General features: G+C 52.4%; 15 protein-coding genes. 12 read left to right on the top strand and 3 right to left on the bottom strand.

What is annotated here, in order from left to right:
• The first annotated feature begins 62 nt into the window (after window positions 1-62).
• The 11 genes from X965_RS12605 (at window position 63) to X965_RS12555 (ending at window position 12994) form a co-directional block, all read left to right on the top strand.
• Complete coding sequence (locus X965_RS12605) at window positions 63-1529, top strand: fructuronate reductase (protein ID WP_036418265.1); 1467 nt, start codon at window positions 63-65, stop codon at window positions 1527-1529.
• 13 nt (window positions 1530-1542) lie between these two features.
• The gene (gene uxaC, locus X965_RS12600; RefSeq protein WP_036418264.1) at window positions 1543-2964 is read left to right on the top strand and encodes a glucuronate isomerase; all 1422 of its coding nucleotides are present in this window, start codon (window positions 1543-1545) and stop codon (window positions 2962-2964) included.
• A complete protein-coding gene (locus X965_RS12595; protein WP_004904639.1) occupies window positions 2964-3926 on the top strand; it encodes a sugar kinase in 963 nt (320 codons plus the stop codon). The genes uxaC and X965_RS12595 overlap by 1 nt, the downstream gene beginning before the upstream one ends.
• A 20-nt stretch (window positions 3927-3946) precedes the next feature.
• The gene (locus tag X965_RS12590) at window positions 3947-4582 is read left to right on the top strand and encodes a bifunctional 4-hydroxy-2-oxoglutarate aldolase/2-dehydro-3-deoxy-phosphogluconate aldolase (protein ID WP_004237933.1); all 636 of its coding nucleotides are present in this window, start codon (window positions 3947-3949) and stop codon (window positions 4580-4582) included.
• Window positions 4583-4778: 196 nt separating this feature from the next.
• Window positions 4779-6599, top strand: coding sequence for a two-component system sensor histidine kinase AtoS (gene atoS, locus X965_RS12585; RefSeq protein ID WP_032098645.1), 1821 nt, complete (start codon window positions 4779-4781; stop codon window positions 6597-6599).
• Window positions 6586-7971 (top strand): acetoacetate metabolism transcriptional regulator AtoC, encoded by a 1386-nt coding sequence (atoC, locus tag X965_RS12580; protein WP_036418263.1) that lies wholly within the window; start codon window positions 6586-6588, stop codon window positions 7969-7971. Before atoS ends, atoC begins: the two co-directional genes overlap by 14 nt.
• Window positions 7972-8250: 279 nt before the next feature.
• A complete protein-coding gene (atoD, locus tag X965_RS12575; RefSeq protein ID WP_004237936.1) occupies window positions 8251-8901 on the top strand; it encodes an acetate CoA-transferase subunit alpha in 651 nt (216 codons plus the stop codon).
• 10 nt (window positions 8902-8911) lie between these two features.
• Window positions 8912-9577 carry a 3-oxoacid CoA-transferase subunit B gene (locus tag X965_RS12570; protein ID WP_015422347.1) on the top strand — a complete coding sequence of 222 codons (666 nt, stop codon included), beginning with the start codon at window positions 8912-8914 and terminating at the stop codon, window positions 9575-9577.
• Window positions 9574-10896, top strand: coding sequence for a TIGR00366 family protein (locus X965_RS12565; RefSeq protein ID WP_015422346.1), 1323 nt, complete (start codon window positions 9574-9576; stop codon window positions 10894-10896). Before X965_RS12570 ends, X965_RS12565 begins: the two co-directional genes overlap by 4 nt.
• Window positions 10897-10923: 27 nt before the next feature.
• Window positions 10924-12105 (top strand): acetyl-CoA C-acetyltransferase, encoded by a 1182-nt coding sequence (locus X965_RS12560; RefSeq protein WP_004237939.1) that lies wholly within the window; start codon window positions 10924-10926, stop codon window positions 12103-12105.
• Window positions 12106-12661: 556 nt separating this feature from the next.
• Window positions 12662-12994, top strand: coding sequence for a helix-turn-helix domain-containing protein (locus X965_RS12555; protein ID WP_004237940.1), 333 nt, complete (start codon window positions 12662-12664; stop codon window positions 12992-12994).
• A 352-nt stretch (window positions 12995-13346) separates the two neighbouring features.
• Here the strand turns inward: X965_RS12555 and X965_RS12550 are convergent, their stop codons facing one another.
• Window positions 13347-14630, bottom strand: coding sequence for an amino acid permease (locus X965_RS12550; RefSeq protein ID WP_004237942.1), 1284 nt, complete (start codon window positions 14628-14630; stop codon window positions 13347-13349).
• Window positions 14631-14872: 242 nt separating this feature from the next.
• Window positions 14873-16069, bottom strand: a complete 1197-nt coding sequence (gene megL, locus X965_RS12545) for a methionine gamma-lyase (RefSeq protein WP_004904656.1) — start codon at window positions 16067-16069, stop codon at window positions 14873-14875.
• 703 nt (window positions 16070-16772) lie between these two features.
• Here megL and X965_RS12540 point away from each other — a divergent pair.
• Window positions 16773-18419, top strand: coding sequence for a sigma-54-dependent Fis family transcriptional regulator (locus tag X965_RS12540; protein WP_004237944.1), 1647 nt, complete (start codon window positions 16773-16775; stop codon window positions 18417-18419).
• On the opposite strand, the gene phrB is transcribed toward X965_RS12540, so the two are convergent.
• Window positions 18416-19855 (bottom strand): deoxyribodipyrimidine photo-lyase, encoded by a 1440-nt coding sequence (phrB, locus tag X965_RS12535; protein ID WP_036418262.1) that lies wholly within the window; start codon window positions 19853-19855, stop codon window positions 18416-18418. The genes X965_RS12540 and phrB overlap by 4 nt on opposite strands.
• Window positions 19856-19915 lie beyond the last annotated feature (60 nt).

The following is a 19915-nucleotide window of genomic DNA, read 5'->3' as shown; positions in this document are numbered from 1 at the left end:
CATACCTTTGTACCTGCCGGGCTGCGGGATCTCTCCCGCAGCCTGCTCCCCGGGAGCCTGTAATGGAAAAGAATCTTGTCACTGCGGACATCACCGCAACGCGTCCTGACTGGACGACTGATCGTCTCACCACCCGTATTGTTCACCTCGGCTGCGGCGCGTTTCACCGCGCACATCAGGCGCTGTATACCCATCACGTATTAGAAAAAACAGACAGCGACTGGGGTTACTGCGAAGTTAACCTGATGTCGGCACAGGATGCGGCACTGATCGAAGGGCTGAAAGCCCAGTCCATGCTGTATACCGTGGCGGAGAAAGGGGCGGATAAAACAGAGCTGAAAATTATTGGTTCAATGAAGGAAGCGATGCACCCGCTGATCGACGGTATTGATGCGGTGATTGAGAAAATGGCGTCTCCGGATGTCAGTATTGTTTCCCTGACTGTGACCGAAAAAGGCTACTGCACCGATCCGGCGACCGGGCAGCTTGACCCGGAAAATGCACTGATTAAACAGGATCTGGCCACACCGGAGACCCCGCGCTCTGCTATCGGCTACATCACTGCAGCACTGAAACGCCGTCGTGAACGCGGTCTGCCGCCGTTTACTGTGCTCTCCTGTGACAACGTCCGTGAGAATGGTCATGTTGCCCGTGAAGCCGTACTCGGCCTGGCGCGGTTACAGGATCCGGCGCTGGCGGCGTGGATTGAAGCCAATGTTACTTTCCCGTGCACGATGGTTGACCGTATTGTTCCGGCGGCCACCCCGGAAACACTGGCGGAAATCGCGCAGCTTCTGGGAACAGAGGATAACTGTGCTATCGCCTGTGAGCCGTTCCGTCAGTGGGTGATTGAAGATAATTTTGTCAACGGCCGTCCTGAGTGGGATTGCGCCGGTGCGCAGTTTGTGCAGGATGTGGTGCCGTTTGAATTAATGAAGCTGCGGATGCTCAACGGCAGTCACTCCTTCCTGGCGTATCTCGGCTATCTCGGCGGTTATGCCCATATTTCCGATACCATGACCAACCCGGATTACCGCAAAGCTGCCCGTGCACTGATGCTGGATGAACAGGCGCCGACCCTCACCATGCCGGAAGAAACCGACCTGGTCGCCTATGCGGATAACCTGATTGACCGCTTTACCAATCCGTCCCTGAAACACCAGACATGGCAGATTGCGATGGACGGCAGCCAGAAGCTTCCGCAGCGTCTGCTGGACCCGGTCGCACAGCATATCGCGGACGGCAGTGATTACCGCCATCTGGTACTGGGCGTGGCGGGCTGGATGCGTTATGTCAGCGGCACCGATGAACAGGGCAATAAAATCGATGTGCGTGACCCGCTGGCAGAAACCTTCGCGGCAATCTACGCAAAACACGGCCTGTCTGTGGCGGTGGTGGATGAGCTGCTGGCAATTGAATCCATTTTCGGTAACGAGCTGCCGAAACAGCAGGGCTTTGTTGATGCGGTGAAGCGCGCGTATCAGCAGTTACTTGATGTCGGTGCCCGTCAGGCCGTTGCCGCACTGTAATCCCGGAGAGTTTATGAAACAGTTTCTTTGCGAAGATTTTTTACTGCACAGCGACATTGCCTGCCGTCTTTATCATGACTACGCGGCGGACATGCCAATCTATGATTATCACTGCCACCTGAATCCGCGTGAAATCGCGGAAAACCGCCGTTTTGATAACCTCGGGCAGATCTGGCTGGAAGGGGATCACTACAAATGGCGCGGCATGCGTTCGGCGGGGATCCCGGAGCAGCTTATCACCGGGCGCGACAGCAGTGATTATGAAAAATATCAGGCGTGGGCAAAAACCGTGCCGATGACCCTGGGTAACCCGCTTTATCACTGGACACATCTGGAACTGCGCCGCCCGTTCGGTATCTCCGGCAAAGTGTTCGGGCCGGAAACGGCGCAGAGCATCTGGGATGAAGCCAATGAAAAACTGGCACAGCCGGAATTTTCCTCATGCGGCATTATGCAGCAGATGAATGTGCATATGGTCGGCACAACAGATGACCCGGCAGATTCGCTGGAATACCACCGGCAGATTGCACAGGATGACAGCTTTGATATTGAAGTGCGTCCGAGCTGGCGTCCGGATCGCGCTTTTAAAATTGAACTGGACGGCTTCACGGACTATATCGCGAAGCTCGGACAGAGTGCCGATGTGGATATCCGCCGTTTCAGCGACCTGCTGACCGCGCTGGAACGCCGTCTGGCACACTTTGCGCAGCATGGTTGTGTTGCCTCTGACCACGGTATTGAGATCCTGCGCTACGCACCGGTACCGGATGAATCGGTGCTGGATGCGATTCTGCAGAAACGTCTCGCCGGGGAAATCCCTGATGAAACCGCCACCGCGCAGTTCGCAACGGCGGTGCTGGTCTGGCTCGGAAAGCAGTATGCGAAACGCGGCTGGGTGATGCAGCTGCACATCGGTGCGCTGCGTAACAACAATACGCGCATGTTTAAGCTGCTCGGTGCCGACAGCGGTTTTGATTCCATCGGTGACGCGCCGGTGGCTTATCCGCTTTCACGTCTGCTTGATGAAATGGATAAAACCGATGAACTGCCGCGCACCATCCTTTACTGCCTGAATCCGCGTGATAACGAAGTGCTGGCGACCATGATCGGCAACTTCCAGGGCGGCGGTATCGCAGGTAAAGTGCAGTTCGGTTCCGGCTGGTGGTTCAACGACCAGAAAGACGGCATGCAGCGTCAGCTCGAACAGCTGTCACAACTGGGACTGTTAAGCCAGTTTGTCGGGATGCTGACAGATTCACGCAGTTTCCTGTCCTATACTCGTCATGAATACTTCCGCCGCATTCTGTGTAATATGCTCGGCACGCTGGCGGTAAACGGTGAAATTCCGGCGGATGAGAATATGCTGGGGCAGATGGTGCGTGATATCTGCTTCAATAATGCACAGCGTTATTTTTCCGCTGCAAAAGGTGAATAATGACAGTGAAACGCATTGGTCTGATCGGCGAGTGCATGATTGAACTCAACGGTGCGCCGTTCGGGGAGATGGTTCAGCGCTACGGCGGTGATGCCCTGAACAGTGCGGTTTATCTGGCCCGCGCGGCCGGAGACGCCGTTGAGGTGAATTTTATCTCTGCCATGGGAACCGACCCGCTCAGTAAAGGCATGATCAGCCGCTGGCAGGCGGAAGGGGTCAATACTGCGCATGTACTGATCGACCCGCATCATCAGCCGGGGTTATACCTTATCCAGCTGGATGAGCAGGGCGAGCGCACGTTTCTTTACTGGCGCAATGATTCCGCAGCGCGTTATCTTGTCCGCCATCCGGAATACCCGGCGCTGCTGGCACAGATGGCGCAGATGGATGCCATCTACCTCAGCGGGATCAGCCTCGCCATTCTGCCGCCGCAAGACCGGCTGCAACTGCTGGATGACCTGAAAACACTGTCACAGCAGGGCAAAACCATTCTGTTTGACAGCAACTACCGCCCGGCACTGTGGGCGGATGAAAATGAAACCCGTGACTGTTATCAGGCGATGTATGCACTGACTGACATGGCACTGGTTACTGATGATGATGAAGCACGTCTGTGGGGCGACAGCGACCGCAATGCCACCTTTGCCCGTCTGGCAAAAGCCGGGGTGAAGCAGGCGATTATCAAAGCGGGTGCTCAGGGGTGTGACTACCGTGATTTGCGCACTGACGCACCGGCCATCAATATTGCCACCACCCCGGCTGAACAGGTGGTTGATACCACCTCTGCCGGTGATGCCTTTAACGCAGGGTTCCTGGCGGGCTGGCTGACCGGCGCGGATATTGAACGCGCTGCCCGGATGGGCCACCGGCTTGCGGGTGTGGTGATTCAGCACAAAGGGGCGATTATCCCGCAGGCGGCGACCCGCCCGGTCACTGATACTTTACTGAATAACACGTTTTAACGGGAAAAGAGGAGAACGAGATGTCCGAATTACAGGCAATGATTACCCGTTTCCGGCAGCTGAAAATTGTGCCGGTGATCGCCGTGGATAACGCGGAAGATATTATCCCGTTAGGCAATGCGCTGGCGGACAACGGTCTGCCGGTGGCGGAAATCACTTTCCGTACTGAGTGTGCGGCGGAAGCGATCAAACTGCTGCGCGAAGCCCGCCCGGATATGCTGGTAGGCGCGGGAACCGTGATTAACCGCGAACAGGTGCGTCAGGCGAAAGCCGCCGGGGCGCAGTTTGTCGTCTCTCCCGGTCTGAACCCGAACACCGTGCAGGCGTGTCAGCAGATTGATATCCCGATTGTTCCGGGGATCAACAACCCGAGCGCGGTTGAGCAGGCTCTGGAGCTGGGCATCGATTTTGTGAAATTCTTCCCGGCGGAGCCGTCAGGCGGTATTCCGATGATCAAAGCCATGCTGGCGCCGTATCACCAGTTACAGGTGATGCCGACCGGTGGTATCGGGCTGAACAATATCCGCGACTATCTGGCTATCCCGCAGATTGTGGCCTGCGGCGGCTCGTGGATGGTTCCGGCTTCGCTTATCAAAGCAAAAGACTGGGCAGCCATCGGCAAACTGGCGCGTGAAGCCAGTGAGTTTGTGAAGTAAGGATTTTTTACCGTTCCGGCAGCAGATCCCCTCTCTGCTGCCGTATTATCTGTTTTCTCCTGCCTGTAACATTCTAAATCATCAATTATCCTGTTGTTTTTACAGAGATTCCGGAACTATGACCGTTCGCAAAGATATTTTTTAATCAGTTGTATATGCTGGTGAATCATACTGCTTTTCAGACGGGCCTTCTGTGTTGCATAAATATTATCCATTCAGTCTGCGTGACAAACTCATATTGATGGCTATTCTGCTGGTCACCGTACCGACACTTATCATCGGTTATTTTGTGGAAACAGAGGGGCGTTCCGCGTTGTTGCAGGAGAAACGGAACAAACTCTATTCTGTTGCCGGGTTGCTGGAACAGGCGCTGAATGATGAATATGACCTTGCCGCATCCCTGCCGCGTGACCAGCGCCTGGCGCTGATCAGCGAAAAGCTGTATCCGGCGGCGGAAATTATCACCTCCACCTTCCCGGGGGTCGGCGCAGGGTATTACCACCGTGAGCTTGACGGTATTGTGACCTATTCTCCGCGTGCCCGTTACGGTAACAAAACCGGCACCCGAATCAGTGAGGATCACCCCGGCCGTCATGTGATGGCAACGGGAGAGCCGGAGGTCGGCTGGGGAAGCCAGGTGCGCGGTAATATTATGAACGCCATGATTCCGGTCAGGCGTAACGGCGAGGTGATCGGCTATATCTGGGCGAATGAACTGACAGATGATATTGACCGCCAGGCGCTGGCGATGGATGTCAAAATTATCGCTGTCATTGCTCTCGGGATCCTGTTCAGTCTGCTGATTATTATTGTCTTTTCCCGTCATTTCAGCCGGGATATCGGCGCGATAAAAAGCGGCCTCAGTGATCTCTCCCGTGATCTCAATACCCATCTGCCGATGATGAAAGGGGAAATGGGGGAGATCAGCGACAGCGTCAACGCCCTGGCACAGACACTGCGGGAGATGAAAACCCTCAACGAACTGATTATTGAAAGTGCGGCGGACGGTGTGATCGCGGTGGATATCAACGGCTGCGTCACCATGATTAACCCGGCGGCAGAAGAGATAACCGGCTATCTGGAGCGGGATCTGCACGGCAAATATTACGGTGATGTTTTTGAGGGGCGCAGTTTCTCCAGCCCGGTTCTCGATACCCTGAAGCGCGGTATTGAGCACGTCAGTCTGGAAATTGCCTATCCCGCCCGTGACCGCACCATTCAGATAAACGTCAGCACCAGCCGCATCCGTAATGCGGGCGGGGAGCTTATCGGCGCGCTGGTGATATTTAAAGATCTTACTGCGCAGAAAGAGGTTCAGCGCCGTATGCAGCAGGCGGAAAAACTCGCGACACTCGGCGAGCTGATGGCGGGAGTGGCCCATGAGGTGCGTAACCCGCTGACGGCGATCAGCGGTTTCGTGCAGATCCTCAAAGAACTGGAAAATCACCCGGATAAACTGGAATACATCAGTATTATTCTCAAGGAAGTGGATTCCATTGACCGGATCATCCGCCAGCTGCTTGATTTCTCCCGGCCGCAGACCGGCACATTCCGCCCGATCAGCGTCAACCGGCTGATTGAGGAAGCCCTGGTGCTGGTCAAAACCAAAGGGGTGGAAGCGCGGGTCACCTTTACCTGGGAGCCGGATGACACACTGCCGCTGATTGAGGCCAACAGCGAGCTGCTGCGTCAGGTGCTGCTCAATATCATGATAAACGCGGTGCAGTCGATTCCGGCCAGAGGCAATCTCTTTATCTCCACCTGTTACATGGAAGAGCAGCGGGTCATGGTGGTGATCCGCGATGACGGCACCGGAATTCCGGCGGCGCTGCAGAAGAAAATTTTTGACCCGTTCTTTACCACCAAAGCCTCGGGAACCGGGCTGGGACTGGCTATCAGCCAGCGGATCATTGCCGGTCACGGCGGTGATATTTTCCTTGAAAGTCAGGAACATCATGGAACGACGTTCACCATAACGTTGCCGATAACGCAGGGTAAGAAAAATGATTACACATAAATCGTACCGGCTTCTGATAGTTGATGATGAAAAGAATCTCTGCCGGATGTTACAGACCGCCTTTTCTATTGATGGTCATGAAACCCGGGTGGCGGAGGACGGCGAGGCGGCACTGATAAGCTTTGTGCAGGATAAACCGGATGTGGTACTGATGGATATCCGTATGCCGAAACTGGACGGCATTGAGGCCCTCAAACGGATGCGGGAGCTGAACCCGGAAGTGCCGGTCATTCTGATGACCGCCTATGCCGCTGTGGAAACCGCAGTGGACGCGCTGCGTCTCGGGGCGTTTGATTATGTGATAAAGCCCTTTGACCTGACGGAGCTGAAACTGCTTATCTCCCGTGCATTACAGTTGCAGGAGATGAAACAGGAAATCAATCTGCTGCACCGCGAACTGAGCGACAGCTACCAGTGGGGACGGGTGCTGACCCGTAACCCGAAAATGATGGAAATCTGCCGCGATATCGCCAAAGTCTCGCGCAGTCAGGCGACAGTGCTTATCACCGGGGAAAGCGGCACCGGGAAGGAAGTGGTGGCGCGGGCGATCCATTACAACAGCGAAAGAGCCAATGGTCCCTTTATTAAAGTGAACTGCGGGGCGCTGCCCGGCTCGCTGCTGGAAAGTGAGCTGTTCGGCCATGAAAAGGGCGCATTTACCGGGGCACAGGTACAGCGTCAGGGATTATTTGAACGCGCCAGCGGCGGTACACTGCTGCTTGATGAGGTCGGTGAGATGCCGGCGGATTTACAGGTGAAACTGCTGCGGGTGGTGCAGGAGAAAGAATTCGAGCGGGTCGGCGGCAGTAAAACTATCCGTGTGGATATCCGCATTATTGCCGCGACCAACCGTGATATGCATGAACGGGTGCGGGAAGGGTATTTCCGCCAGGATCTGTTTTACCGCCTCAATGTCATTCACCTGAATCTGCCGCCGCTGCGTGAGCGGCCGGAGGATGTGGGTTTGCTGGCTTCCCATTTTCTGCAGAAATTCAGTCAGGAAAATAACCGCGATATTGTCGAGCTGGCGCCGGAAACGCTGGCATTACTGATGAACTACCAGTGGCCGGGTAATGTGCGGGAGATTTCCAACGTGATTGAGCGGGCAGTGATTATGAGCACCGGTTATGTGATTTTCCCCGAAGATCTGCCGGAGCAGTTACTGGCACAGGTCCGCAGCCAGCCGGTGGCACTGATTCCGGTCACGCAGGAGCCGGGCCTGAACCTGAAAGAGAATATTAAAGCTTACGAGAAAGAGCTGATTATTTCCGCCCTGGCGGAATTTCAGAATAACAAAACCCATACCGCATCTGCGCTGGGGATCAGCCGCCGGGCATTAATGTATAAATTGCAGGAATACGATATTGAATAATTAATAATAATTTTATAAAAATAATTTTAAAAAGCACGGTGAAAATAAATTCACCGTGCTTTTTTTGTTGTGAATAAATTTTCACACTGTGCATTTTATTTCACCATCAGGAATGAATCATTTATTTATAATATGTTAATAAGTTTATTTTTATAATATTTAAAGCAATATATATCAGTAAGTTAGAGTGATGTAAATATAACAAAATACAGGTTTTATTATTGGCATAGCGCTTGCTATTACCTTTGTGTCTATATTTTTTTATAAAAGGGAAGTGCTATGAAGAATAAACAAATAACGGTGAAAAAAGCCGGTGAATTTTTTCGTGACGGCATGACAATTATGGTCGGCGGATTTATGGGGGTCGGTACACCGCCGCGTTTAATGACTGAATTATTAGAATCCGGCGTCAAAGAGTTAACCATTATCGCCAATGATACCGCATTCGTGGATACCGGCCTGGGCCCGCTGATTGTCAACGGACGGGTGAAAAAAGTCATCGCTTCCCACATCGGGACAAACCCGGAAACCGGGCGGCGCATGATCGCCGGTGAAATGGAAGTACAGCTGATCCCGCAGGGCACGCTGGCAGAGCAAATCCGCTGCGGCGGTGCCGGGCTGGGCGGATTCCTCACCCCGACCGGTGTCGGTACGGTCGTGGAAGAAGGCAAACAGAAAATTACCCTCGATGGCCGCGATTATCTCCTCGAACTTCCCCTCCGCGCTGACCTGGCGCTGATTCAGGCACAAAAAGCCGACCCGCTCGGCAACCTCACCTATGACCTCAGTGCCCGCAACTTTAACCCGCTGATGGCACTGGCGGCGGATATCACCATTGCCGAGCCGGATGAAATGGTCGCGGTGGGGGATATCGACCCGGATTGTGTTGCCACACCAGGGGCAATTATTGACTGGCTGATTGCAGAATAAGGAAAACATCATGAATGCAAAAGAATTAATCGCCCGCCGTGTGGCACTTGAACTGAATGACGGTGATGTGGTGAACCTCGGGATCGGGCTGCCGACACAGGTGGCGAACTATCTGCCGGAAGGCGTGCATATCACATTACAGTCAGAAAACGGCTTTCTCGGCCTCGGGCCGGTAACCACGCCGGATAAGAATCTGGTCAATGCAGGCGGTCAGCCGTGCGGCATCCTGCCGGGCGCGTCGATGTTTGACAGCGCCTTCTCTTTCGCGCTGATCCGCGGCGGTCATGTGGATGCCAGCGTACTGGGCGGCTTACAGGTGGATGAACAGGCAAACCTCGCCAACTGGGTGGTACCGGGCAAAATGGTGCCGGGTATGGGCGGTGCGATGGATCTCGTGACCGGTGCGCGCAAAGTGATCATAGCCATGGAGCACTGTGCAAAAGACGGTTCCGCCAAAATCCTGCCGGAGTGCACCATGCCGCTGACCGCCGTAAAAGCGGTGGATGTACTGGTGACGGAACTGGCGTTATTCCGCTTTGAAAACGATCAGATGATTTTGTGCGAATACGCGCCGGGTACGGATATCGATACCATCCGCGAAAAAACCGCAGCGCATTTTATTGTGTCACCGGATGTCTGTGAAATGCCGCTGGTGACTGCGGGGGAAGCCGTATGATAGGACGCATCTCACGAGTCATGACCCGTGTGGTGAGCCGCTATCTGCCGGATCCGCTGATCTTCGCAATGCTGCTGACCATGCTGACGTTTATCATCGCGCTGGCACTCACACCAAGCACACCAATGGATCTGGTGAACTTATGGGGGAACGGATTCTGGAACCTGCTGGCGTTCGGGATGCAGATGGCGCTGATCATCGTGACCGGTCACGCGCTGGCCAGCTCCCCGCCGGTTAAACGTATTCTGCGGCTGACTGCCTCACTGGCAAAAACCCCGGTTCAGGGGGTGATGCTGGTGACGTTTTTCGGTTCGGTTGCCTGTGTCATTAACTGGGGATTCGGCCTGGTGGTCGGGGCGATGTTTGCCCGCGAAGTGGCCCGCCGTGTACCGGGCTCTGACTACCCGCTGCTGATCGCCTGTGCCTATATCGGGTTTATGACCTGGGGCGGCGGTTTCTCCGGCTCTATGCCGCTGCTGGCCGCCACACCGGGTAACCCTGTCGAGCATATCGCCGGGCTTATTCCTGTCAGCCAGACCATGTTCACCGGGTATAACCTGTTTATCACCCTGACACTGATTCTGGTGATGCCGTTTGTCACCCGCATGATGATGCCGCGCAAAGACGACATCATGATGATCGACCCTGCGCTGCTCGAAGAAGAGCCGGATTTCCAGAAAAAATTACCGGAAGACGCGCCGGTTTCTCTCCGGATGGAAGAAAGCCGCCTTATCGCATGGATTATCGGGATTCTGGGCTTCACGTTCCTCGGCATGTATTTCATCAAAAACGGTTTCAACATCACCATTAACACCGTGAATATGATTTTCCTGCTGACCGGTCTGCTGCTGCATAAAACCCCTATGGCGTATATGCGTGCCGTCAGTGCCGCCGCCCGCAGTACCGCCGGGATCCTCGTGCAGTTCCCGTTCTATGCCGGTATCCAGCTCATGATGGAAGGCTCCGGACTGGGCGGGCTTATCACTGAATTCTTTATCAACGTCGCCAACAAAGAAACCTTCCCGCTGATGACGTTCTTCAGCTCTGCGCTGATCAACTTTGCCGTGCCGTCAGGCGGCGGTCACTGGGTGATTCAGGGGCCGTTTGTTATTCCGGCTGCCCAGGCGCTGGGGGCTGATCTCGGTAAGTCCGTGATGGCGATTGCCTACGGTGAACAGTGGATGAACATGGCGCAGCCGTTCTGGGCGCTTCCTGCACTGGCGATCGCCGGGCTGGGGGTCAGGGACATTATGGGGTACTGCATCACCGCCCTGCTGCTCTCGGCACCGATTTTCATTATCGGCCTCGCTTTCTTCTGACAGATACTAAACAGTAAGGATTTCGCAATGGAAAATATCGTTATTGTCAGTGCCGTACGTACCGCAATCGGCAACTTTAACGGCGCACTGGCGGGTGTCAGTGCCGTGGAACTCGGCTCGGCAGTGGTCAGCGCGTTACTGAAAAAAACGCAGCTGGAACCGGGGCTGGTGGATGAAGTGATTATGGGGAACGTGCTACAGGCCGGACTCGGACAGAACCCTGCGCGCCAGATCCTGCTGCGCAGCGGTATACCGGAAAGCGCCTGTGCTTTCACCGTCAATAAAGTGTGCGGCTCCGGCCTGAAGAGTGTTGCGCTGGGCGCACAGGCGATCAGCAGCGGTGACGCGGACATTATTATCGCGGGCGGCACGGAAAATATGAGTCAGGCGCCGTATCTGCTCGACAGCCGTGCCCGCTGGGGTTACCGCCTGGGCGACGGTGCAGTGCATGATGTGATTCTGCGTGACGGGCTGTTATGTGCCGAGAATAACTATCACATGGGGATCACAGCGGAGAACATCGCCAAAGCCTATAACCTGACCCGCGAAGAGCAGGATGCACTGGCACTGTCATCACAGCAGAAAGCCGTCAGCGCGATTGAGCGCGGCGCCTTTAAGGCTGAAATCGTGCCGGTGACGGTGAAAAGCCGTAAAGGGGATATCGTGGTGGATACCGATGAATTCCCGAAAGCCGGATCAACGGCAGAAGGGCTGGCGAAACTGCGCCCGGCCTTTGATAAAGCGGGAACGGTGACTGCCGGTAATGCCTCCGGTATCAATGACGGTGCGGCAGCTCTGATGCTGATGACGGAAACCCGTGCTAAATCACTGGGACTGACACCGCTTGCCCGCATCCGGGGTTATGCCTCCGGCGGGGTTTCACCGTCGATGATGGGGCTGGGGCCGGTTCCGGCCACGCGGAAAGTGCTGGAGAAAACGGGGCTGTCACTGAAGGATATCGATCTTATCGAAGCCAACGAAGCATTTGCCTCCCAATTTCTCGCGGTCGGCCGTGACCTGGGTTTTGATCCTGACAAAGTAAACATCAACGGCGGGGCGATTGCCCTGGGTCACCCGATTGGTGCGAGTGGTGCCCGTATCCTGGTGACACTGCTGCATGCATTACAGGCTCAGAATAAAACCACCGGTCTGGCGACACTCTGTATCGGTGGTGGGCAGGGGATCGCGATGGTGATTGAACGTCTGTAATCCGGTGAAATAACAGGCGGATATTCAGCCGGTGGCAGGGTAACTGTCACCGGCTTTTTTGTGCCGGTTTCTGTGTTTCTGACAAAATTCGAATTAAGTTAATTTTTCGTGTAAAATATTTACATTAATTTAATTTATTAACTGCGGTTTGCTGTTCATATTAGGATGAGTCATCAACCTATTATGCTGAAATCCGATGTGTGGGATCAAACACACTTTTTCACATCCTGTAAAAACTCGGAATTTGTATTTGAATGGAGTGAAAACATATTTTTTTTCTAATTATTTGGTATATAACACTTATTCTACTAATTCATTGTACTTTCAATCGATTAATATTTTGTAATATTATTTCGTTACACTATGATTTTAAAGGCGAAATATATCGAAACATTCAGTCTCATTTACCCCCTCATGTACTCACAAACAGCATAACCTTTGGTTTTTCAAAAATGGCCCTATGTACGATAAACTACTTATAGTTTTAAGTGTTTTTTCTATGATCAGTGAGCTAAATAAGGAATTTTAGTGATGGTCTTTATAGGGTTATTGATTAATGATGAAGAAATATGCGATATCCGAAGCTATCGGACAGGTTATCAGACAATACCGGACCAATGCAGGTTTAACCACAAAGCAGCTGGCACACAGAATAGGGATTAGCCAGCAGCAGCTCTCGCGTTATGAGCGGGGGGTAAACCGTATTGATGTGGATACGTTGTTGCGTGTCAGTCTGGCCTTTAAACTCACTCCGGGTCGTTTCTTTGAGGAAATGAATATGACCGGCACCGGGCTGGATGACATTCTTTATGAAAATGAAGAAGGGGATATTCAGGAAATCCGGATGAGCCTTATTGCGGACAGTATTATTTCCCCGCGCGATTTTTAATCACCATAATTTCCGCTTTTAAATAAAAAAGACAGACCAGTACAGCTGATTTGCGGATTACTGTACGGGTTTGCCGTGCCCGCCATCCGGCAGAAACAAAACTGTAATACAGATGACAGAGCAGCACCGGGACAAATTTCAGACGAAAAAAAGCGGGAGATGATATCTCCCGCAATATGCTAACCAATCAAGGAACTTAATAATATATTGGTCAGAAGGACAGAGGTTTTTTTATTCAGACTGCGGTGCTGAGTTTTTTAACTTTCCGGAACCGGTGCTGTGACCGGTTCCGGGTTTTACTTTATTTCAGTCAGTGCGGGGCACCGACGGATGGCCTGTTTTCTCTTACCCGTCACTCAAGGTATTTGAAGAACGGTGCGATGAGCAGCAGGATACCGAAGCCCATAACACACCAGGCTTTCCAGTCTTTGAATTTTTTCAGTTTCGCGACACGGAATACCAGGTAAACAGGAATTAAGCAGGAAACGATAGCGTATAACGGACTACCAATCTGGAAGAAGACAACCACGGAGAACCCTGTTGACACCCATGCAGTCAGTAATGCAACGATGAAGACAGAGATACAGATGTTTAATACGGTGTGGTTGATTTTCTCTTTATCCATGAAGCGGGAAAGGATGTTAACCGCAAGGCCTTTCACTGATTCCTGGAAGCCCAGATAGATACCGAAGAATGCTGTCAGAACTGCAAAGATGTTCAGAACGGTGGTCATCACACTCACGACCGCGCCCGGGATAACCTGAGCAGCAATAGCCAGTGCAGAAATGTTCTGTTCAAACGCGGATACGGCCTGCTCATGACTGATAGAGAACGTAAAGGAGAATGAGAAGAACAGGATGATTGTCACCAGGGTGATATAGGCCACGCGGTGAGCGCGGATAGCACGGTAGGTGGCAACACGTTTGTCTGATTCCAGTTTACGGTACGCGATGTTCATCGGGTTCAGAATCTGAACGAAGACCGCAGAGAAGAACGCAAACGGTACAGTCAGCAGCACGTCACGGGTAAAGTCACCAATCGGCGGGAATGCAGTGATGTTATTGAAATCCCAGTGAGGGATCATCACCAGACCCAGCGATACAATGATACCGACTTTGACGATAACCATCGGACCGGAGATTTTAAACAGCAGTTTCTCGCCCTTGGAGGCAATGAAAATCAGCGCGGCAAAGACAGCCACACGATAGATCAGTGAGCTTGAAAGCACACCCTCTGTAACACCAAACGTATGGAGATAAGAGGCACTGTCGAAAATAACAGAGAGAGAGTAAATAAAGATACCGTGGATAAGCATCAGGAAGTAAATAACCCCCAGCGCCACACCCCAGTTACTGCCCAGATACTGTGTGATTATGTTTGTGTAGTCTTCACATTCTTCACTTTCAGACAGCGTATTCATGTACAGCTTCTGCAACATATAGGTTGCCGGATACGCAATCATGAAAGCTAAAATAAATACCCAAATACCTTTCAGACCGATCTGAATCGGCATTACAACGGTACCGGCACCGATCGCCATACCAATACAAAGTACTACCCAGCCGGCGTCATACATTGTAAATGGTATTTTGCCCAGCGCTTTCGCGGAATTCTCGGTTGAGGTCATGTCCGCCATACTAAGCCCCCTTGGTTTTCATAATAATTTATTGTGATTATGGTTTCTAAAAAATTTCAGCACTGCGTTGTTCTTTTTATTACCGCTAAAAATAACCTGTTAAATACTTAAAAAGCACGCCGGAGAGAATTCAGAGTGGCTCTCAATGAATTTTTCCGCGTGCTTCGTGTACTCACCCCGTCTGTGTGTTAACGGCAAATGAGGTGAGTACATACTGCAGGACTTAATTTTCCGCTCTGGTCTTAAGCAACTGCTTTCGCAATAGCCTGTTCCAGGTCAGCAATGATGTCTTCAGGTGTTTCCAGACCGACAGAGATACGAATCAGACCATCGGTGATACCTGCTTTCAGACGCTCTTCAGCCGGAACCGGAGAGTGAGTCATTGATGCAGGGTGCTGAATCAGAGTTTCAGTATCGCCCAGGCTTACTGCCAGCATGCATAACTCAACAGAGTCCATCACTTTACGGCCTGCTTCGATACCGCCTTTGATTTCAAAGCTGATCATACCGCCGAAGTTGCTCATCTGTTTTTTCGCTAACTCGTGCTGCGGGTGAGACGGCAGACCAGGGTAGAATACTGCTTCTACGTTCGGGTTAGATTCCAGATATTTAGCCACTTTCATTGCGTTAGAGCAGTGACGTTCCATACGGACGTGCAGTGTTTTCAGACCACGCAGGGTTAACCATGCGTTGAACGGGCTCATTACGCCACCGGTGATGTCTTTAACACCAACCAGACGGGCAGGAACCAGGAAGTCAGCAGGACCGACAATCACACCACCGATAACGTCGCCGTGGCCGTTGATGTATTTGGTTACGCTGTGAACCACGATGTCTGCACCTAATTCCAGAGGACGCTGGCAGTACGGAGACATAAAGGTGTTATCCACAACCAGCATTGCGCCGCCTTCGTGAGCAACATTTGCCGCTGCTTCGAGATCGATCATTGCCAGAGTCGGGTTAGCCGGAGTTTCGACGTAAACCATTTTGGTGTTTGGTTTCATCGCCGCTTTGATGTTCGCAGGGTCATTTGCACGAACGAAAGTGACTTCGATACCGAATTTAGGCAGGGTGTGAGACAGCAGAGCATAAGTACAGCCGTACAGAGTGTCAGAAGCAACGATATGGTCGCCCTGGCCGCACATAGTCAGGATAGTGGTAGAGATAGCTGCGATACCGGAAGAAGTCGCCAGCGCTGCTTCGCCGTTTTCCAGTACACGCATTTTTTCTTCTAATGCTGCGTTAGTAGGGTTACCTAAACGTGAGTAGATATAACCTTCTTCTTCTAATGCGAAACGTGCTGCCCCTTGTGCTGCGCTGTCGAAGACGAATGTAGAGGTCTGATAGATTGGGGTTGATAACGCACCAGTCAGTGGATCAGCCTGCTGGCCAGCGTGAACAATCTTAGTGTCATAACCTTTATTCGTATAATCGTGCATAAATCCTCCAAAGAATAATTTTTTATTATGCCAACATGTGTTGTTGTTGCAGTAATAAAAGCAATAGCCGTGCCAACTCAGGAGTTATTTTTATAACACATTGAATTAAAAGAGATAAATAATTTTAAGGTATAGATTAGACAAAGTCAGTGCGGAGGAAGTGGAAAGCGGACTGTAAGTAAAAATGACAAAGTGGAAAGAAAGTTGACAGTAAGTTGCCACTTTCTGATAGTGAGGTTAATCACATTGAGGGATAAAACCGGACTTGCGTCACATTATAGCCCCAAAAGGGAAGGGTGATCCAGATCTCTTTTTAAATTTTTTCCTGAATCGATACGTCCGGCGGTTGATAATGATCAAAGCCATGAATAATCAATTCCATTAATTACCGCGCGTTTAATGATTTGCCACTCCAATAAATGCAGGTGTAAACCTGACAATCTGCGGACTTTTTTTCATAGAATTGAGATATCTGGCGGGTACAAGCCGACTGAACTTGTTTATAGTAAGTAACGTAACAAAACCCAAAATAACAATTACACTCTGTATGATAAGGCTACTTATCATATGGTTTTTTTATTGCGCACTATTTTGTTGTATTTCGCCCTTTGTTCACCTCTCAGTGATTACCTAAGATGGGTTAACCCTGGTCGGGTGGGTGAAAAATGAGCACTACATACACTAACCGGGAGTGACTAATCACATGTCTGCATATAGATGGTTAATTAATACCATTGACCGCGTCGCCATGGTGGAAGAAGTCATCAATGAATTTTCGGCCTCCGAAATCAGCATTAATTCCATGGAAGTCTTTCCGTGCAAAATTTATGTCAAATTCAATACGGAGTGCGAGCGGGATGTTAAGCTGCTGCTGAGCAAACTCCTGCTTAATCCTGATGTTATCAGTGTCACCCGTTCCAAATTACAGCCCTACGAGCGTAAAGAAAAAGAATTACAGGCGATTCTGGAATCCACCACGGACGGCATTATCGGTATCAATAATCAGGGTAATATCAACTACTTCAATAAAGTGGCGGAAGACTTTTTCTCGATCTCACGGGAAAATATTGTCGGCGTCAATATCAGCAAAATTCTCAGCGGCAAAAACCAGTCAGTGCTCACCAAACTGCTCGGCGGCAACAGTTTCGATCACTATCAGATGGTCACCAGTACGCCGAAAGGGGAGCTGTATTATATCTGTTCCGGCCGTCCGATTCTGAGTGAAGAGTCTCAGGTGATGGGGGCGGTTATCACCTTCAAGAGCCTGCGCTCGGTGCAGCAAATGGCGTCTTCGGTGAATAAAAGCCTGCCGTTCAGCTTTGATGACATTATCTGTGAAAGCGAAATCATGATGAACCTGATTGATTTCGCTAAAAAAATCTCAATAAGCCCGTATACGGTACTGATCCGCGGTGAAACCGGTACCGGTAAAGAGCTGTTTGCCCGCGCCATTCATAACGCCAGCGACCGCAGCGCTCACCCGTTTGCGCCGATTAACTGTGCGGCACTGCCGGAAAACCTGATTGAAAGTGAGCTGTTCGGTTATGAGGGCGGCGCGTTCAGCGGCGCCAGCAAGGGCGGGAAGATGGGGCTGTTTGAATCCGCCAACCACGGCACCGTGTTTCTGGATGAATTCGGCGAGCTTTCCCTTATCCTGCAAAGTAAATTACTGCGGGTATTACAGGAAGGCGTGATCCGCCGGGTCGGCGGGCACAAAGAGATCCCGGTGGATGTGCGGATCATTGTCGCCACCAACCGGAATCTGGAAGAGATGATCGAGAACAAATCGTTCCGTGAAGATCTCTATTACCGGATCAACGTGATCCCGATTAATATCCCGCCGCTGAAAGAGCGGAAGACGGATATCCCGCTGTTACTGCAGCGCTTTATCAGCAAATACACGACAGAGCTGAATAAACAGCTCAGTCTGTCCCAGGATGCATATCACCAGTTAATGGCCTATTCCTGGCCGGGTAACGTGCGGGAACTGCAAAACGTGATTTTGCGGGCCATCCATCTGGCTTCCGGCCGGGAAATTACCGTCGGGGATCTGTGGCTGCCCCATGAGGAAGTGATGGCCTCTCCGGTGCTCAGGCCGCAGCCGGTACCGAAAACGGAAATACCCCCTGCGGTATTGCCGGTGCAGGAAGATATCAACCTGAAAGAGTCTCTTGCGCGGCAGGAAAAAAGCCTGCTGGAAGATTATCTGCGCCGCTACGGTTCGGCCCGCAAAGTGTCCCGTGAAATCGGGATGTCTCACACCACCGTACTGAATAAAGCCCGTTACTATAATCTGGAGCATCTGCTGACCTACAGCACTGTGCGCCGGTCAGCAGACAAAACAGATTAATACGGATTATCATCCCCGCCGGCAGCGGTCCGGCGGGCGGTTTCGTAAGCATCGATAGCGCGGATCCTCGCCATCCGGTGATCCACCACCGGTTTCGGATAATCAATCTCACGCTGATTTTTCTCCGCCCATTCATGGGGTGTATGAATGTATTTCGCAGGTACTTCTGCCAGCTCCGGCAGCCAGCGGCGGATAAAGCTGCCGTCCGGATCAAACCGTTTTCCCTGCGTGACCGGGTTGAAAATCCGGAAATACGGCACCGAATCATGACCGGTGGAGGCTGCCCACTGCCAGCCGCCGTTATTTGCGGCAAATTCACCGTCAATCAGCTGTGACATAAAATAGTGCTCGCCGCGCCGCCAGTCAGTCAGTAAATCCTTGACCAGAAAACTGGCCGTGATCATCCGCAGGCGGTTATGCATCCAGCCGGTTTCATTCAGCTGGCGCATGGCCGCATCGACCAGCGGGAACCCGGTTTTACCCTGCTGCCAGGCAAGCAGCCCGCTGTTATCCGGTGACCAGATAATGGACTCTGTCCAGCGCTGCATCGGGCGGTGACGGCTGATATCCGGGTGCTGTGCCAGCTGATGCAGATAAAATTCCCGCCAGATAAGCTCACTGAGCCAGGTATAAGCGCCGCTTTCCGGCTCATCAGCGACCATCGGGAAATGCAGGCGCAGACGGCTCAGGCACTGGCGGGGGGACAAAATTCCGGTGGCGAGATACGCGGAGATGCGGCTGGTGCCGTCAATCGCCGGAAAATCCCGTTCTGTTTTGTAATCCGCAGCCTGTTTCTGACAAAAATCCGCCAGCCGCTGCAGTGCGGCCTCTTCTCCGGAAGGGAAGAGGGCATGCTCCTGCTGCGGCAGATTAAGCGGTGCCGGGGAGACCGGCTGGCCTTTGGCCTCCGGTACCGGCAGCACGCGGACGGTGGTCTGCATCAGTGCGGTGAGAAATGCGCGCCGGAACGGGGTGAACACTTTGTAGAGTCCGCCTTGTTGTGTGCTCACACTGCCCGGCGGCAGCAGGACACTGTCATCAAAGGCATAAAAGCGGCAGGTGTCCGGCAGACGCGCGGCAAAGCGGGCATCACGGCGCTGTTCATTCAGCCCGTACTGTTTATTGACATAGACAGCGGGGATACGATGTTCGCGGCACCACGCGGCCAGCCAGTCAGCGGCATCCTCAAAGGTATGGCACGGCTGCACATGCAGGGTGATCCCGAGTGCGGCTGCGGATGTGTTCAGCGCGTGCAGCTGACAGAAAATCAGCGCCTGCTGTGACGGGGACATAGCGTGCTGCTCCCACTGTCCCGGCGTGAGTGTAAAAATCAGTTTTACCTGCCGGTGTGCCTGACAGGCGGCGTAAAGCGCCGTGTTATCTGTCAGCCGCAGATCGTGCCGCAGCCAGACAACGGCCGGTGCTGAGTCCGTCATAACTTTACCTCCCGCATAAACAATTAAAAGGCCCGCGTCCGGAGAGGCGGGCCTGAGCAG

Source organism: Morganella sp. EGD-HP17 (assembly GCF_000512315.2).
In the GTDB taxonomy this organism is placed as follows: domain Bacteria; phylum Pseudomonadota; class Gammaproteobacteria; order Enterobacterales; family Enterobacteriaceae; genus Morganella; species Morganella morganii.
Note: the sequence above shows the minus strand (reverse complement) of the source record. Positions and strands in the feature narration are given on the sequence as shown.

What these genes read in the sequence shown, in the direction of transcription:
- X965_RS12605 (WP_036418265.1), top strand. Translation starts at nt 63, where the DNA reads ATGGAAAAGAATCTTGTCACTGCGGACATCACCGCAACGCGTCCTGAC.
- uxaC (WP_036418264.1), top strand. Translation starts at nt 1,543, where the DNA reads ATGAAACAGTTTCTTTGCGAAGATTTTTTACTGCACAGCGACATTGCC.
- X965_RS12595 (WP_004904639.1), top strand. Translation starts at nt 2,964, where the DNA reads ATGACAGTGAAACGCATTGGTCTGATCGGCGAGTGCATGATTGAACTC.
- X965_RS12590 (WP_004237933.1), top strand. Translation starts at nt 3,947, where the DNA reads ATGTCCGAATTACAGGCAATGATTACCCGTTTCCGGCAGCTGAAAATT.
- atoC (WP_036418263.1), top strand. Translation starts at nt 6,586, where the DNA reads ATGATTACACATAAATCGTACCGGCTTCTGATAGTTGATGATGAAAAG.
- atoD (WP_004237936.1), top strand. Translation starts at nt 8,251, where the DNA reads ATGAAGAATAAACAAATAACGGTGAAAAAAGCCGGTGAATTTTTTCGT.
- X965_RS12570 (WP_015422347.1), top strand. Translation starts at nt 8,912, where the DNA reads ATGAATGCAAAAGAATTAATCGCCCGCCGTGTGGCACTTGAACTGAAT.
- X965_RS12565 (WP_015422346.1), top strand. Translation starts at nt 9,574, where the DNA reads ATGATAGGACGCATCTCACGAGTCATGACCCGTGTGGTGAGCCGCTAT.
- X965_RS12560 (WP_004237939.1), top strand. Translation starts at nt 10,924, where the DNA reads ATGGAAAATATCGTTATTGTCAGTGCCGTACGTACCGCAATCGGCAAC.
- X965_RS12555 (WP_004237940.1), top strand. Translation starts at nt 12,662, where the DNA reads ATGATGAAGAAATATGCGATATCCGAAGCTATCGGACAGGTTATCAGA.
- X965_RS12550 (WP_004237942.1), bottom strand. Translation starts at nt 14,630, where the DNA reads ATGGCGGACATGACCTCAACCGAGAATTCCGCGAAAGCGCTGGGCAAA.
- megL (WP_004904656.1), bottom strand. Translation starts at nt 16,069, where the DNA reads ATGCACGATTATACGAATAAAGGTTATGACACTAAGATTGTTCACGCT.
- X965_RS12540 (WP_004237944.1), top strand. Translation starts at nt 16,773, where the DNA reads ATGTCTGCATATAGATGGTTAATTAATACCATTGACCGCGTCGCCATG.
- phrB (WP_036418262.1), bottom strand. Translation starts at nt 19,855, where the DNA reads ATGACGGACTCAGCACCGGCCGTTGTCTGGCTGCGGCACGATCTGCGG.